At 61.9% G+C, this 15,291-nt stretch carries 12 protein-coding genes and 2 pseudogenes; 1 reads left to right on the forward strand and 13 read right to left on the reverse strand.

What is annotated here, in order from left to right:
* Window positions 1-148: pseudogene (locus ACK41U_RS03885) on the forward strand (IS3 family transposase); the annotation flags it as partial.
* Window positions 149-158: 10 nt separating this feature from the next.
* Here the strand turns inward: ACK41U_RS03885 and ACK41U_RS03890 are convergent.
* The 13 genes and pseudogenes from ACK41U_RS03890 to ACK41U_RS03950 all read right to left on the reverse strand — a co-directional run.
* A pseudogene (locus ACK41U_RS03890) lies at window positions 159-429 on the reverse strand (transposase); the annotation flags it as partial.
* Between the two features lie 96 nt (window positions 430-525).
* Window positions 526-1,626, reverse strand: a complete 1,101-nt coding sequence (locus ACK41U_RS03895; protein WP_409676235.1) for a flagellar basal body P-ring protein FlgI — start codon at window positions 1,624-1,626, stop codon at window positions 526-528.
* On the reverse strand, window positions 1,626-2,642 hold the full coding sequence (locus tag ACK41U_RS03900) for a hypothetical protein (protein ID WP_409676238.1): 1,017 nt from the start codon (window positions 2,640-2,642) through the stop codon (window positions 1,626-1,628). The genes ACK41U_RS03895 and ACK41U_RS03900 overlap by 1 nt, the downstream gene beginning before the upstream one ends.
* 2 nt (window positions 2,643-2,644) lie before the next feature.
* Window positions 2,645-4,099: a flagellar hook-associated protein FlgK gene (gene flgK / locus ACK41U_RS03905; protein ID WP_409676241.1), complete on the reverse strand. Its 1,455-nt coding sequence runs from the start codon at window positions 4,097-4,099 to the stop codon at window positions 2,645-2,647.
* Between the two features lie 36 nt (window positions 4,100-4,135).
* Window positions 4,136-5,452 (reverse strand): flagellar hook protein FlgE, encoded by a 1,317-nt coding sequence (locus tag ACK41U_RS03910; RefSeq protein WP_409676244.1) that lies wholly within the window; start codon window positions 5,450-5,452, stop codon window positions 4,136-4,138.
* 81 nt (window positions 5,453-5,533) lie between these two features.
* Window positions 5,534-6,298, reverse strand: coding sequence for a flagellar motor protein MotB (locus ACK41U_RS03915; protein WP_409676247.1), 765 nt, complete (start codon window positions 6,296-6,298; stop codon window positions 5,534-5,536).
* Between the two features lie 92 nt (window positions 6,299-6,390).
* Complete coding sequence (locus tag ACK41U_RS03920; RefSeq protein ID WP_409676250.1) at window positions 6,391-7,608, reverse strand: phenylacetate--CoA ligase family protein; 1,218 nt, start codon at window positions 7,606-7,608, stop codon at window positions 6,391-6,393.
* A gap of 10 nt (window positions 7,609-7,618) precedes the next feature.
* Entirely contained in the window at window positions 7,619-8,440 is an 822-nt protein-coding gene (locus ACK41U_RS03925; protein WP_409676253.1) for an ABC transporter ATP-binding protein, read from the reverse strand.
* 59 nt (window positions 8,441-8,499) lie between these two features.
* Window positions 8,500-9,795, reverse strand: a complete 1,296-nt coding sequence (locus ACK41U_RS03930) for an ABC transporter substrate-binding protein (RefSeq protein ID WP_409676256.1) — start codon at window positions 9,793-9,795, stop codon at window positions 8,500-8,502.
* Window positions 9,796-9,852: 57 nt separating this feature from the next.
* Window positions 9,853-10,929: a branched-chain amino acid ABC transporter permease gene (locus ACK41U_RS03935; protein WP_409676259.1), complete on the reverse strand. Its 1,077-nt coding sequence runs from the start codon at window positions 10,927-10,929 to the stop codon at window positions 9,853-9,855.
* A 134-nt stretch (window positions 10,930-11,063) separates the two neighbouring features.
* Window positions 11,064-12,047, reverse strand: coding sequence for a branched-chain amino acid ABC transporter permease (locus ACK41U_RS03940; RefSeq protein ID WP_409676262.1), 984 nt, complete (start codon window positions 12,045-12,047; stop codon window positions 11,064-11,066).
* Window positions 12,048-12,071: 24 nt separating this feature from the next.
* On the reverse strand, window positions 12,072-12,893 hold the full coding sequence (locus tag ACK41U_RS03945) for an ABC transporter ATP-binding protein (protein ID WP_409676265.1): 822 nt from the start codon (window positions 12,891-12,893) through the stop codon (window positions 12,072-12,074).
* 265 nt (window positions 12,894-13,158) lie between these two features.
* The gene (locus ACK41U_RS03950) at window positions 13,159-15,159 is read right to left on the reverse strand and encodes an AMP-binding protein (RefSeq protein WP_409676268.1); all 2,001 of its coding nucleotides are present in this window, start codon (window positions 15,157-15,159) and stop codon (window positions 13,159-13,161) included.
* Between the last annotated feature and the right edge of the window lie 132 nt (window positions 15,160-15,291).

Here is a 15,291-nt window from a genome sequence, read left to right on the forward strand (position 1 = left end):
GCGAACCAACCGCAAGATCTACTGCACCCGCGACGAAGCGCGCGCCGACGTGTTCGACTACATCGAGCGCTTCTACAACCCGCGTAGACGGCATTCGAAACTGGGCTATCTCAGCCCCATGAAGTTCGAGACCCGCGCTATGCTAGCTGAACCCGCTGTCCACGAAACCGGCGGCAGCTCAGTTCCTTCATCGCCGCCATGTCGAGCATCTGCTCGGCGAGCAGCTTCTTCAGCTTGGCGCTCTCGTCTTCCAGTGCCTTCAGCCGCTTGGCCTCGGACACCGTCATCCCAGAATACTTCGCCTTCCACGCTGAGACACGTGCCCTCAGACATCCTGTGCTTGCGGCACAGGTCAGCGCACTTCGCGCCTGCCTCATGCTCCTGCGGGATACCAATTATCTGCTCTTCCGTCCGTCGTGCCTTCTTCATCGTCCGGCCTCTCCATGGGCCGGACTCTAATCACAGATGGAGGAAAAATCCCGTGGCAGGTCACTATCAAACCGTGGGATCAAACACCAGTAAAAATCATTCAACAATCAGATCGGCATGTAACGCTCCGGCAGAGTGGATCGACTTCAATATATCGATCATGTCTCTGGGCCGCACGCCTAGAGCATTTAAGCCATCCACTAAGTCGCTGAGATTGGTATCGCCAACAACCTCTACAAAACCTGTCCCGGCCTCCTCACGCAAATCAACCGCTGTACGAGGCACTGTGACGGTTTCTCCTGGCGCAAACGGATTTGGCTGTGACACAACAGGTGCTTCACTGACGCGCATTGTCAGGTTCCCCTGAGAGACGGCAACGCGTGAAATGCGCACTCGCTCGCCAACCACGATCGTTCCGGATTTGTGGTCGATTACGACCTTAGCCCGATCCTCAGGCTCGATGAGAAGGTTCTCTATTCTTCCGACCACTCGGGCGGGATTAACATTTCCCAGTCCTCGAAAATCAACAAGGATCGTACCGCTATCTAAAGTAACCGCCAGCGTACGGTCGAAATCCCGATTGATTGCATCTTCAACTCTTGTTGCAGTCGTAAAGTCTGCGTTGCGCAGTGCGATGCGAATGTTATCGATTCCAGAAAAGTCGAACTCCACTTCGCGCTCGATTCGCGCGCCGACTGGGATTTTTCCTGTCGTCGGTACGCCATCCACAACTCGGGCGGCATTGCCAGCAACTGACACCCCCCCCGCAATTATTGAGCCCTGCGCGACAGCGTAGATATTCCCATCGGCTGCTTTGAGTGGTGTCATCACAAGGGTGCCTCCCAAAAGGCTCTGAGCGTCGCCGATAGCCGATACATTTACGTCGACCCGGCTTCCAGACCGCGCGAAAGGCGGAAGCGTGCTCGTGACGATCACGGCTGCAACGTTCTTGGATCTCAGAGCCTCATCAGTCACGTTTACGCCCAACCGCTCTAAAAGGCTAGCAAGCATCTCTTCGGTAAATGGAGCGTTTCGGAAACCGTCTCCGGTTCCGTCCAAGCCAACCACGAGACCGTAGCCAACCAGATCATTGCCGCGCACCCCATCGAAGTCAGCAAGATCTTTTATACGCACTGGGGCCGCTAAAAGAGTGGAAGCACCAAAAAACATCAGCAATATTGCTGTCAGGAAACGCATCACCGAAGAAATTCCACCAGTTTGAGTTTTGACAGGCGCGCAGTTACCGCATAAAGTGCTTCGAGTTGGCTCTCAACCTCGGTCAATGCGGCGGTCGTCTCGAACGGATCGACTGAACGCATCTCATTTCTTGTCAGCGAGAGCACCGAAAGTGCGGCATCGTTGCTTCGGCTTGCCTGATCAGTGAACTGTTGAGTCAAGCCCACCCTGCCCACTTCTCCGATCAGTCCGCGATCTGCTTCAGAGATTGTCTGCCCTGACGCCCGCAAAAGTGTTGCACCCTGATTCACGTCAGTCGAAAGGACACCACGGTCCAAGAGCGCGGCCATAGCCAGCCCCTTTAGGACCTCCCGAATTTCGGGTGAGGCTGCAGATGTCGATAGCGCGATCGTCGTCTCCTCCCCGATTTGAATTCTCTGTGGGGAGCCAAGAGTTCCAAAATATGCCTGGTCAAGATAGCCACCAGAGCCGGGAGGCGCATCGAACCAATCCGAAACAACTTGGGCCACGTCAGCTGCCGTGGACAATCCAGACGTCGCCGCAGAAAGCCGGTCGAGAATTTCCGAAGCCGCCGCGACAGGAGGCACGTCAGTGGCAAGCCCCCCCATCATGAAACGTCCTGCAACAGCGCCATTCAGCCGCGCGATCACAGATTCAAACGCGTTGCGAATCTGTGTGGCGCGTGTCCCGACTTCCATATTCTCCATCAGAAATGGATCTGAAATCAGGTCGGTTCCTAAGCTTTTGGTATCATTTCGGATACCCTCAAGCAGGTCCTGAACTCCCTTGGACAAAATGCTTGCATCAGCCGCGTTGCGTTTGAACTGACCGATCGCCGCGATCCGCATTTCAATCCCGGACAATACACGCGTATTGCCCTGCAAACGCGAAGCGATATCGGCGCTCTCACCAGTGGCCATTTCCTTTGTGAGGGTTGCAAGAGACAGCTTTAGCCGACGGGAGGCAATCTGAAGCGCGAATGCGCGCGCTTGATCGCCGACACTTTGGATGGCCATGATCAGATCCTCAGCAGCTGGTTAATCATTTCGTCGATTGCCTTGATGATGCGGGCGTTTGCGGCATAGGCCTGTTCGTACTGCAACAGCTTTTGCATCTCGGCATCGCTGTCGACGCCGTCGGACATGATACGTGATGAAATGGTCGAGAGGCGCGCGCTCCGCATTGCCAGATCGGCTTCTGCGCCCACCCTGTCGGATGAAACAGCGCCCGCAAAATGACCGAACCGGATGCTCAGCGACGCATTTCCGTTCGGTGCGACGGGCGCTGCGACGGGCAGCGCGGCTTCGAGCGCGCGCACCGCCGCATTCAGCACGGTCGGATCCGACACCGGGTTTCCGTCAACGGCGTTCAAACCGGAACGAAGTCTCCAAAGCTGCCCGCCACGATCCGGGTCCGCGAGTGGGTTGACGCTGATACGCCCTGCCAGACCGGCAAGCTGTGCCGGATCGGCGGCCTGTCCCGCGTCAGTGAACAACCCTGCGTCACCCGCATTCAGGGTGCCGTCCACTTGTGGCGACCCGAGCCGCGCTTGAAGTTCGAAAGCCAGAACGTCCAGATCCTGCTGAAGCCTCGGCGCCAGTTCGTCGCGGATCGCGAAATGCCCGGCAAGCGAGCCGCCCGAAAGAAGACGCATCTGCCCGCTGGATAGTTCGTCATCGTCATAGACGATATAGTTGAGCGGAGCGCCTGGAACATGCCCGGACTGCACCTGCCCAATTGGCTGAAAGCCGAAGCGGGTCGGCGTCACCCCGTCCAGAAGCACGGCACCCGATCGGGTGAAAAGTGCTACCTTGCCAGCTTCCCGTGACACCTCCTGAATCGGGACGATTGCCGATATCCTGTTGATCACCTGCTGCCGCTCGTCGTGCAGCGACGACGCGTCGTGGCCTTCCGCTGAAATTGCCGCGATGCGCCGGTTCAGATAGGCGACACGCTCAAGAGAGTTGTTCAGCACGCCGATATCGGTCGCGATCGCGCGTTCGGCTTCGGTTCGTGCATCCTGAACCGCCTTGCTCGCGGTGCTCAATCGACCGGTCAAGGTTGTTGCCGTATCCAGAACCTTCGCCAGACGCAGGTCATCCTCGGGTCTGGCTGACGCAGAGCTGAGCGCGACCTGAAAATTGGACAAGGCGGTCGTCAGCGCATGCCCCTCGGCCGGCAGGCCGATCACTCCCTCCATTCGCGACAGGAAGGCGGCCTTGGTTGCAGATTCGCTTTGCTGCGAATTCGCCAGCCGCGATTCCGACACCAGCCCGGCATTTACGGCGCGGACCACCCCGTCGATGCGCACGCCTCCCATATTGCCGGCCATGCCCTGGGAACTGATGGCAAGCTCACGGCGGGCGTAGCCGGGTGTCATGGCGTTCGCGAGATTGGCGGACACCAGTTCGGTGCCTCGCGCGGTAGCGCCAAGTCCTGTCATGGCGTTGGAAAGGGCTCTGGCAATGCTCATCTGCGACCTCCTGTGGTCAACCGGTCAACCCGGACATCAGCGCTTGATGTTGGTGGTTTCCTGAAGCATCTCGTCCACCGTCTGGATGATCTTGGCGTTCGATGAATAGGCGCGCTGTGTGTTGATCAGATTGGTCAGCTCCTGCGCGATGTCGGTGGTGGAGGATTCCCGGGCATAGCCCAGAACCGACCCGGTCGGCCCGTCACCCGCATCCCACAGAAAGAAGCTGCCCGAGTCAGGCGAAATCTTGTAGGACTGGCCATCAGACGTCACCAGACCATTGGGATTGGGAACGTCGACCAGAGGGATCTGATAGAGGCGGCGCGTGAAGCCGGTATCATAGCTGGCGCGGATAAAGCCGTTCTTGTCGATCTCGACCGTCACCAGATTGCCGACCGCCGAGCCGTTCTTGATGATATTTGTGGGTGCAAAGCTGGCGTCGAGTTGCCGCAGCCCGGTGCCGCCCTGTGGCACACCGACGAACAGGTCGACCTCACCACCGCCAAGTTGCAGCCGGATATTGCCGGTGGCCGGATCATAGGGAAGGCCGGTCAGTGTCGTCACCGAGGCGATACTGCCGCCATGCGCCTGCGTCGCGTCAAAGGTGATCTGGTAGCTGGCGACCGGGTTCAGCGCCGGGGCGGTTGCCGAATCGCTGATTTCCATCGTCCAGATATTCGTTGTGCCGACCGCGGCCGTCGTTTGCGGTGTAAAGCGGAAGGTCAGCGCCTCATTCGTGCCGATATTGCCGTAATACTCGACCTTGAGCGGCAAAGGCGCCCCCGAGGCGGTTGCCAGCGTGTCGGCTGCGGGCAGGTTGACCCCCAGCGAAATGCGCGTGGTCGGATCGCCCGAGGCCTGGTTGGACTGGATCTTCACAGGCTCCAGCGCGCCCATCGTATCACGCGATGCCAAGGGCACGTTGCCGTTCTGATCGACCGGCCAGCCCAGCAGAACCAACCCGTTGCTGGTCTTGAGAATTCCGTCGGAATCGGTCCGGAACGCCCCGGTTCGCGTCATCAGAAAAGGTGTGTCGCTGAAGTTGTTGTTCAGATCGACAGCCGTGGTCACCGGCAGAAACCCCCGCCCGCCGATTGCCAGATCAAGCGGGTTGGTCGTGGTGACCGTCGGCCCGTCACTGTCAATCTCGCGCGATGTCGCGATGCGGACACCCCCGGCGGAATACAGCCCGGCCGTGCGGTGCTGGTTCAGCACGATCGAGGTGAACTCTGCCTCCATCCGCTTGTAACCAAAGGTGGACGAGTTCGCGATATTGTCCGAGATCGTGCCGAGACGGGACGAGTTCGCGGAAAGCCCGGCGACACCGGCATTCATGGCAGAGGACATGGACATGGACGTATCCTTTCAATTCAGCTTTTTCAGAGCCTGCCCGACAGAGCTTAAGATTCGGATAATTCCCGCCCGCCCCTCGGGCTATCTCAGTAAAATCACTTCAATCCGGTTGTTCCGGGGGTCCATCGGATTGGCGCTGCGGTTCTTGCGGTCGGCATAGCCCGACACCCGCTGCAACCGGCGCGCCTCAAGACCCGCCCCCTCCAGCAGCAGGCGTACGGTATGGGCGCGCCCCTCGGACAGCTCCCAGACCGGAGAGTTCAAAAGCATTTCCGGATAGGCGCGGACATGTCCGGACACTGCCAGCCGGTTGCGGGTATGGCCAAGCGCGCGCGCGATCACCGGAACCAGTTCGGTCAGACCCGGCTGCGCGGCCGCGCTGTCCTCGACAAACAGCGGCGCGTCGGTCAGGTCCGACAGTTCGATCACCAGCCCCTCATCGGTCATGCGGGTGACGACATGCTTGAGCAGGTTCGTCATCTGCATCGACTCAGCGCCTGTTCCGGTCAGCGCATCCTGCACCTGCTGTGCCACCTGATCGAACTGAGCCGCAGATTCCGTGTCGGGCAGGTCCTGTTCGATGGCCAGGCGCACCCCCTCGTCGGTGCCGTCGCCCGACGAACCGGGCGTCTTGAGAACCGACGGCGAGAAGTAATCCGCCAGCCCCGCACGCTGCGATTCCGTGGTCGCGTTCAGCAGCCACATCAGCAGAAAAAACGCCATCATTGCGGTCACAAAGTCCGCATAGGCCACCTTCCACGCGCCGCCGTGATGGCCGCCATCGCCATTGCTGACGACCCGCTTGATAATGATCCTTGCCCCGTTGGAGCCGTTACCCGCCGCCATGATCGCCACCCGTTCCACTTGTCGAGGGCAATGTCACAGCAGTCTTGGTTGCAAACAAGTTAACGGATCAAATGCGGTCTATTCAGCGATCCTCAGTCATAGCTGCGCCGGTCCTCGATGACCTTGCCGTCGTTGGGCAGGCTGCCCGGCGGCACCACCTGCACCCGGCCTTTCATCTTCAGCATCTCCACCACCGACAGGCTGATCCGGTCGGCACAATCCAAGGCCGCCTCGACCTGCACCGTCATCACATCCATCTCGCCATCGCGATCCGCAATGACGCGGGCGCGGGCGATTTCGGGATGGCGGGCGACCAGCGCCGCGACCTGTTCGGGGCGCACGAACATGCCCTTGATCTTGGTGGTCTGATCGGCCCGGCCCATCCACCCCTTGATGCGCATGTTCGTGCGACCACAAGTACTGGTGCCCGGAAGCACCGCCGACAGATCGCCGGTGGCAAACCGGATCAGCGGATAGTCGGGGTTCAGCGTCGTCACCAGAACCTCGCCCACCTCACCGTCAGGGACCGGATCGCCGGTGCCGGGGCGCACGATTTCCACGATCACGCCCTCATCGACGATCATGCCGTCCAGCGCGTCGGATTCGTAGGCGATATTGCCCAGATCGGCGGTGGCATAGCATTGCCGCGTCACGATCCCACGGTCGGCATAGAGCTGACGCAGCGAGGGAAACAGCGCGCCCCCGCCCACCACAGCCCGCGAGATCGCCAGATGCTCGCCCATCTCGTCGGCGCGGTCCAGGATCACCTTGAGGAAATCGGGCGTCCCCGCATAGCAGGTCGTGCCAATATCGACCGCAGCGCGGACCTGAAGATCGGTCTGGCCGGTGCCTGCGGGCAGAACCGTGGCCGCCACCGCCCGCGCACCGGATTCGAACATCATCCCGGCGGGCGTCAGGTGATAGCCAAAGCAGTTCTGCACGATGTCGCCGCGACCCACGCCCGACGCATGCAGGAACCGCCCCAGCCGCCACCAGTCGCCGCCGCGCATGCCCGGCTCGTAGATCGGGCCGGGGCTTTGGAAAATGTGGTGGAAATCCTGCACCGCACGGGCCGCATAGCCGCCGAACGGAGGGCGGGCCTTCTGCGCCTCGGACAGGTCGGCCTTGCGGATCACCGGCAACCGGGCCAGCGCCGCGCGCCCGGTCACGCCCGCAGGGTCGGTCCCGGCCAGCGCCGCCGCCTGCGCGGGGGCCGCCATGGCCCGCGCGATCGCAGCAGGCAGGACCGTCGCAAGGGCCGCCTCGCGCGCCTCGGGGTCCCGGGTTTCGAGGTCATCGTAATATGCCATCTGTCGTTCCTCAGGCCAGCCAGCGTTTGCGGCGGCGATAGCTGCGCACCTCGCGGAAGGATTTGCGCCCCGCATCCGACATGCCCAGATAGAATTCCTTGACGTCGGGATTCTCGCGCAGCTGTGCGGCGGGGCCGTCCATCACAACCCGACCGTTTTCAAGGATATAGCCGTAATGGGCATAGCGCAGCGCGACATTGGTGTTCTGCTCGGCCAGCAGAAAGGTCACCCCCTCGCCCTCGTTCACGGCCTTGACGATCTGAAAGATCTGCTCGACCAGCTGCGGCGCCAGACCCATGGACGGCTCGTCCAGCAGGATCATCTGGGGTCGGCTCATCAGCGCGCGGCCCATCGCGGTCATCTGCTGTTCGCCGCCCGAGGTATAGCCCGCCTGACTTTTGCGGCGTTCACGCAGGCGGGGGAAATACTCATAGACCATCTCAAGATCGCGCTTGATCGCCGCCGTGCCGTCGCGGCGGGTATAGGCGCCGGTCAGCAGGTTTTCCTCGACGGTCAGATGCTCGAAACAATGCCGCCCCTCCATCACCTGAATGACACCGCGCCGCACCAGCGCCGCCGGGTCCAGCGCGGTGATGCTCTGGCCCTCATAGGTGATGGCGCCCTTCGTCACTTCGCCCCGTTCCGAGGCCAGCAGGTTCGAAATCGCCTTGAGCGTGGTGGTCTTGCCCGCACCATTGCCGCCCAGCAGCGCGGTGATCCCGCCTTTGGGCACGGACAGGCTGACCCCCTTCAGCACGAGGATCACATGGTTATAGATCACCTCGATGTTGTTCACATCCAGCAGCGTCTCTTGGTGTTCCGCATCGAACATGGGCATCCCCCGTGAAGGTCAGGGACCGGCGGCAGCCTGCCCGCCGCCGGTCGGGTGGGTCAGTCGCAGCGCGGCGTGATGCCCGATTCCTGCGCGAATGCGGCGCTGTCGGACTCGATCAGCGCATCGAGGATTTCGGCATCCGGCTCGATGAAATCGGTGATCAGGCTCCACTGCCCGTCACCCGCGCTCCATTGCTGCAGCCGTGCCAGACCGTCGCCGCCATGGTTCTCGCAGGACAGGCTGATCGGCTGGCCGAAATCGGGCAGGCCCAGCTCGGCCATCCGCTCGGCGGTGATCTCCAGCGCCTCAAACCCGTCGCGGACCTGCGCGGCGGTCACGTCAGCGGTGCCCGCCAGTTCCTGCGCGGTGCGGATCGCCTCGGCGATGACCACTGCCGCATAGACGCCGCGCGAATAGATCACGCTGCCCAGCTGGTCACCCGCGCCCGACGCCTTGCCCGCGTCAAACACATATTGCTGCATGTCGTCATAGAGCGGATAGTCGCGCCCCACCCCGTGGAAGGTCAGCGCCTTGTAGCCATCCGCCCCGGCCCCTGCCGCGCGCACATCGTTTTCCGAGCCGGACCACCAGATGCCGATGAACTTGTCCATCGGAAAGCGGATGTTGACGGCCTCCTGAATGGCGACCTGATTCATCACGCCCCAGGCATACATGATGACGTAATCGGGCTGTTCGCGGCGGATCTGCAGCCATTGCGATTTCTGTTCCTGACCGGGCGCGTCCACGGGCAGTTCGATCAGTTGAAAACCGTGCTTTTCGCCCAGCTCCTGCAAGGTGCGGATCGGCTCCTTGCCATAGGCCGAGTTGTGATAGACCAGCGCGATCTTCTTGCCCGACAGATCGCCCCCCTCCTGATCGAGGATATGCTTGACCGCGACCGAGGCCCCGTCCCAATAGTTCGCGGGCGCGTTGAAGACCCATTCAAAGACCGAGCCGTTCTTGGCCGAGGTGCGCCCATAGCCCGGCGTATACAGCGGGATCCCGTCCACGCCCACGCGCGGGATCAGCTGATAGGTGATGCCGGTCGACAGCGGGTTCAGCACCAGCGGATTGTCGGGGCGCAGCGCCTCATAGCACTCGACGCCCTTTTCGGTGTTATAGGCAGTCTCGCATTCCGGGACGCGGACCAGTTCGCCGCCGATGCCGCCGTCACGTTCGTTCAGCAGGGTGAAATAGTCGTTGAACCCGTCGGCATAGGGAATGCCGTTGGCGGCATAGGGGCCGGTCCGATAGGACATGTTCGGCACCACCAGATCGGCCATGGCCGGGGCGGCGGCCATCATCGCGGCGGCAGTGGCTGCGAGGATGGGGGCGGGGAAAGTCAGTTTCATTGCGGGGTCTCCTCCCAAAGACGAAATTGCGCCGGTTGCCCGGTTCTTGCAGTGAAATCAGTGCGGAAACGGCCAGAGCCGCAGCTTTTCCTTGGCCAGTGTCCACAGCCGGGCCAGCCCGTGCGGCTCGACGATCAGGAAGATGATGATCAGCAGACCGACGATCATCAGCTCGACATGGGCGGCCAGATCGGTGGGCCAGCCGAGGCTGCCGACCAGCAGGTTCTTCAGCAGCACCGGCAGCAGGACAAGGAACGCCGCACCGGCAAAGCTGCCAAAGATGCTGCCCAGACCGCCGATGATGACCATGAACAGGACAAGGAAGCTCTTGTTGATGCCGAACGCCTCGCCCACCTCGGCCGCGCCCAGATAGACCGCGAACAGCAGCGCACCGGCGATGCCGATGAAAAAGCTGCTGACGGCAAAGGCCGACAGTTTCGCGCGCAGCGGGTCCACGCCGATGATCTCGGCTGCGATATCCATGTCGCGGATCGCCATCCATTTGCGCCCCAGCGTGCCGCGCGTCAGGTTCCGCGCCAGCCATGCCAGCGCAAAGGCAAAGCAAAGGCAGATCAGATATTTCGCGGGCGCGCTGGCGGTGGGGCCGGTCACGGCGATGTCGATCACCGTGCGCGTCGGCGCATTGATCTGCCCCGAGGCGGAATAGTTGTAAAACCACGGCACCTTGTTGAACAGCCAGACAAGAAAGAACTGCGCGGCCAGCGTGGCGACAGCGAGGTAAAACCCCTTGATGCGCAGACTGGGCAGGCCGAACATGACCCCCACCATGGCGGTGATGCCCCCCGCCAGCAGGATGTGGATGACGATATTGACGTCGGGGAAGCTGGTCATCAGCTTGTAGACCGCATAGGCCCCCACCGCCATGAACCCCCCGGTCCCCAGACTGACCTGCCCCGCATAGCCGGTCAGGATGTTCAGCCCGAGGGCTGCGATGGCATAGATCAGGAACGGCACCAGAACCGCATTGGCCCAGTAATCGTTGATGACGAAAGGCACGACCCCGAAGGCCACCGCCAGTGCCGCGTAATAGCCCCAGCGGTCCAGCCGGATCGGAAAGGTCTGGCTGTCGTCTCGGTAGCTGGTCTTGAAATCGCCTGCCTCACGATAGATCATCGGCCACCTCCTGCCCGGGCTGTCGCAGCGGGGGCCAGCCCCCGCACCCCCGGGATATTTGCATGAAGAAGAAGGGCATCAGGTTTTGCCTTGGTCAAAATATCCCCGCCGGAGGCATTCTTTCTGTCCATCTCTCAGACCCTCTCGATGATGCGTTCGCCGAACAGGCCCTGCGGTCGGAAGACGAGGAAGAGAAGCGCCAGAACATAGGCAAACCAGTTCTCGGTCGCGCCGCCGATCATCGGGCCGATCGAGAATTCAAAGAGTTTCTCGCCCACGCCGATGATCAGCCCGCCCACGATGGCACCGGGGATCGAGGTAAAGCCGCCCAGCATCAGCACCGGCAACGCCTTGAGCGCGATCAGCGACAGGCTGAACTGGACCCCCGATTTCGTGCCCCACATGATCCCCGCGACCAGCGCCACGAAGCCCGCGATGGACCAGACCATCACCCAGATGAAGCGCAGCGAGATGCCCACCGACATGGCGGCCTGCGGGTCATCGGCCACCGCGCGCATGGCGCGGCCCTGTTTGGTGTATTGCGCGAACATCACCAGCGAGGCGACCAGCATCGCCGCGATCACGCTGGCCCAGATGTCCAGCCGGTCGATGAAGAAGCCGTATCCGAACCAGTCGGCCGTCGCGCCCTCGACCATGTCCGAGATGCCCTGGGGCAGGCCCACATCCAGCGTCTTGATGTCAGCGCCCCACATGACGTCGCCCAGACCTTCGAGGAAATAGGCCAGACCGATGGTTGCCATGAACAGGATGATCGGCGCCTGTCCGACCAGATGTTTCAGCACCAGCCGTTCGACCAGAAAGGCCAGTCCGATCATCACCACACCGGTCAGCACGATCGCGAGGATGGCGGGCACGGTCCAGCCGAAATGGTGCAGCGAGGTGCCGAAGGTCGCGTTGATCAGATGCGCAAAGGGGATCTGGCCGCTCTGGATGCCGACCAGCGTCAGGGCCGCGAAGAGGGCCATCACCCCCTGGGCAAAGTTGAACACGCCCGAGGCCTTGAAGATCAGCACGAAGCCAAGCGCCACCAGCGCATACATCACGCCGGTCATCAGCCCGTTCAGCATCACCTCGGCGCCAAAGATAAACTGGTCCATCACAGGGTTCCTCTCGGGTCACGGTCAGTCATGGGCCACCCCCAGATAGGCGTCGATCACCGCCTGATTGCTGCGCACCTCGGCGGGCGTGCCGTCGCCGATCTTCTTGCCGTAATCCATCACGACGACCCGGTCGCTGAGGTCCATGACCACGCCCATGTCATGTTCGATCAGGCAGATCGTGGTGCCGAATTCGTCGTTCACATCGAGGATGAAGCGGGACATGTCCTCTTTCTCCTCGACGTTCATGCCGGCCATCGGCTCGTCCAGCAGCAGCAACTGAGGCTCGGCGGCCAGCGCGCGGGCCAGCTCGACGCGCTTTTTCAGCCCGTAGGGCAGACGGCCCACCGGCGTCTTGCGGATGTTCTGGATTTCCAGAAAGTCGATAATCTTCTCGACCGCCTCGCGGTTGAGGTTTTCCTCGCGCTCGGCCTTTCCCCACCAGAGGGCCTGACTGACAAACCCCGCCTTCATCTTGTTCAGGCGCCCGGTCATGATGTTGTCCAGCACCGACATGCCGTCGAACAGGGCGATGTTCTGGAAGGTGCGGGCAATCCCGAGGCGCGCCACCTGAAAAGGCTTCATCGCGGGGCGGCGTTCGCCCTTGAACCAGACCTCGCCATCCTGCGGGTGATAAAACCCCGAGATCACGTTCAGCATCGAGGATTTGCCCGCCCCGTTCGGCCCGATGATCGCCCGGATCTCGCCCTGCCGGATGTCAAAGCTGATATCCTTGATCGCCACCACGCCGCCAAAGCGCAGGGTGATGTTATTCAGCTCCATCAGCGTGCCGCCGATCTGGCGGCCATCGGGGGTGACATAGCCGTCGCTTGCCATCTGTTTCATTGCGCCCGCCCCGGATTCATGCTGCTGTTGTCCCCTAAACCGCCTGTTAGCATAGGACGTGCATGCAGGCTCCTAAATGGAGCCCCATCATGCCTGTGCAACTTGACCTTTTCCGTCACCAATTGATTACCCAATGTCTTCGCGAAGGCGACGATGCGAACACCGTGTTTCTGCTCGCTCGGCGTTGCATTGTTAACTCCGAAGTCGACAGTAACGACTTGCGCATGGATATCTGGCGCGCCTCTGGCGCCTGAGGCAAAACCACTCATTCTGCCGCCACCTTCTGCTGGGCCGTATCGCCAAAGACCGGCACGTCCTCGATCCGCAAGGTCGCCTTGATGCTGCCCTTGCGGCCATCCTCGTAGGTGACCTCGGTTTCGGTGTAGATGCTGGACGAGCCGTCATAGAGCGCGTCCACAAGGTCCGAGAACTTGTCGCTGATGACGGCGCGGCGGACCTTGCGGGTGCGGGTCATCTCACCATCGTCGGGGTCCAGTTCCTTGTGCAGCACCAGAAAGCGCTGGATCTGGCAGCCCGACAGCATCGCATCCGACGCGACCGAGCGGTTGACCGCCTCGACATGCTCGCGGAGGGTCGCATAAACCTGCGGGTGGGCGGCCAGTTCCTGATAGCTGCCATAGGCGATGTTGTTGCGCTCGGCCCAGTTGCCCACGGCGGTCAGGTCGATATTGATCATCGCGGTGCAGAAATCGCGGCCATTGCCCAGCACCACGGCTTCCAGAATGTTGGGATAGAATTTCAGCTTGTTCTCGACATATTTGGGCGCGAACATCCGGCCATCGGCCATTTTGCCGACATCCTTGGCGCGGTCGATGATGCGCAGATGGCCGGTCCCTTCCTCGAAGAACCCGGCATCGCCCGTGGCCACCCAGCCCTCGGCATCCTTGGTGGATGCGGTGCTTTCGGCGTTCTTGAAATAGGACATGAAGGTGCCGGGGCTGCGATAGAAGACCTCGCCATTCTCGGCGATCTTCACCTCGACGCCCGGCGAGGGCACGCCCACCGTATCCGAGCGCACCTGACCATCGGGCTGCTGGGTGATGAACACCGATGCCTCGGTCTGGCCATAGAGCTGTTTGAGGTTGATGCCCAGACTGCGGTAGAAATCAAAGATCTCGGGGCCGATCGCCTCGCCCGCCGTATAGCCCACGCGGATGCGGCTATAGCCGAGCGCGTTTTTCAGCGGGCCATAGACCAGCAGATTGCCAAGGCCATAGGCCAGCCGGTCCACGGCGCCGACCGGCTTGCCATCCAGCAGCGCCGGTCCCACGCGGCGGGCCACGCCCATGAAGCGGTTGAACATCCAGCGCTTGACGCGCCCCGCATCCTCCATCCGGATCATCACCGAGGTCAGTTGCCCCTCGAACACGCGCGGCGGGGCGAAGAAATAGCTGGGGCCGATCTCGCGCAGATCGGTCATCATCGTCTGCGCGCTTTCGGGGCAGTTGACGGTAAAGCCGGTCCACATCGCCTGCCCCATCGAAAAGATGAAATCGCCGACCCATGCCATCGGCAGATAGGCCACGATTTCCTCGTGCTGATCCAGATGGTCGAACTCGGCGCTGTTCTTCGCGGTTTCGATGATATTGCGGTTGGACAGGACCACGCCCTTGGGCTTGCCGGTCGTGCCGCTGGTATACAGCATGACGCAGGTGCTGTTGTAATCCAGCCCCGCGATCAGCGCGTCCAGAACCGGCCCCAGACGCTGCGCCGCCGCCCGCCCCTCGGCCTGCACATCGGCCAGCGCGTTCATGCGGGTGTGGTCGTATTTCCGCATGCCGCGCTTGTCGGTATAGACGATCTGCTCGATACCCTCGACCGTCTGGCCGACCTCCAGCACCTTGTCGACCTGCTCCTGATCGCCGCACAGCACAAAGCGCGCGCCGCAATGGCCCAGCACATAGGCCATCTCTTCGGCCACCGCGTCCTGATACAGCGGCACCGGCACCGCGCCGCACATCTGCACCGCGACCATGCCCCAGTAATGCGCCGGACGGTTGCGCCCGATGATCGCCACATGCTCGCCCGGTTTCAGGCCAAGCGCCAGCAGCCCCAGCGCCATGGCGCGGATCTCATCGGCGGCCTGGCCCCAGGTCCAGCTTTGCCAGATGCCGAATTCCTTTTCGCGATAGGCGGGCCGGTTGCCGAAACGGACCACATTCCGCGCCAGCAATGCGGGCACAGAATACAATGCGCCCAGAGGCGTCTCCGGTGGCGTCTCCGGCGGCGTCTGCGGATCCGTCATGTCTCCTCCCTCATGCGCGTGGCGCGCGCCGCCGGGGCCTCCCCGCCCCTTCGGCATGCCGCAGTGTTGGCCGCAATCTTTGCCGCAGTTTTGCCGGAGTCCAACGAAATGTTACGGCGCTTTTCCCGCAGC

The organism is Paracoccus sp. (in: a-proteobacteria), assembly GCF_046289755.1.
GTDB lineage: Bacteria > Pseudomonadota > Alphaproteobacteria > Rhodobacterales > Rhodobacteraceae > Paracoccus.

Excerpts from the sequence above, each read along its gene's own strand:
- ACK41U_RS03930 (WP_409676256.1), bottom strand. The coding sequence starts at position 9,795 with ATGAAACTGACTTTCCCCGCCCCCATCCTCGCAGCCACTGCCGCCGCG.
- ACK41U_RS03950 (WP_409676268.1), bottom strand. The coding sequence starts at position 15,159 with ATGACGGATCCGCAGACGCCGCCGGAGACGCCACCGGAGACGCCTCTG.
- ACK41U_RS03935 (WP_409676259.1), bottom strand. The coding sequence starts at position 10,929 with ATGATCTATCGTGAGGCAGGCGATTTCAAGACCAGCTACCGAGACGAC.
- ACK41U_RS03900 (WP_409676238.1), bottom strand. The coding sequence starts at position 2,642 with ATGGCCATCCAAAGTGTCGGCGATCAAGCGCGCGCATTCGCGCTTCAG.
- ACK41U_RS03895 (WP_409676235.1), bottom strand. The coding sequence starts at position 1,626 with ATGCGTTTCCTGACAGCAATATTGCTGATGTTTTTTGGTGCTTCCACT.
- ACK41U_RS03910 (WP_409676244.1), bottom strand. The coding sequence starts at position 5,452 with ATGTCCATGTCCTCTGCCATGAATGCCGGTGTCGCCGGGCTTTCCGCG.
- ACK41U_RS03925 (WP_409676253.1), bottom strand. The coding sequence starts at position 8,440 with ATGTTCGATGCGGAACACCAAGAGACGCTGCTGGATGTGAACAACATC.
- ACK41U_RS03940 (WP_409676262.1), bottom strand. The coding sequence starts at position 12,047 with ATGGACCAGTTTATCTTTGGCGCCGAGGTGATGCTGAACGGGCTGATG.
- flgK (WP_409676241.1), bottom strand. The coding sequence starts at position 4,099 with ATGAGCATTGCCAGAGCCCTTTCCAACGCCATGACAGGACTTGGCGCT.
- ACK41U_RS03920 (WP_409676250.1), bottom strand. The coding sequence starts at position 7,608 with ATGGCATATTACGATGACCTCGAAACCCGGGACCCCGAGGCGCGCGAG.
- ACK41U_RS03915 (WP_409676247.1), bottom strand. The coding sequence starts at position 6,298 with ATGGCGGCGGGTAACGGCTCCAACGGGGCAAGGATCATTATCAAGCGG.
- ACK41U_RS03945 (WP_409676265.1), bottom strand. The coding sequence starts at position 12,893 with ATGAAACAGATGGCAAGCGACGGCTATGTCACCCCCGATGGCCGCCAG.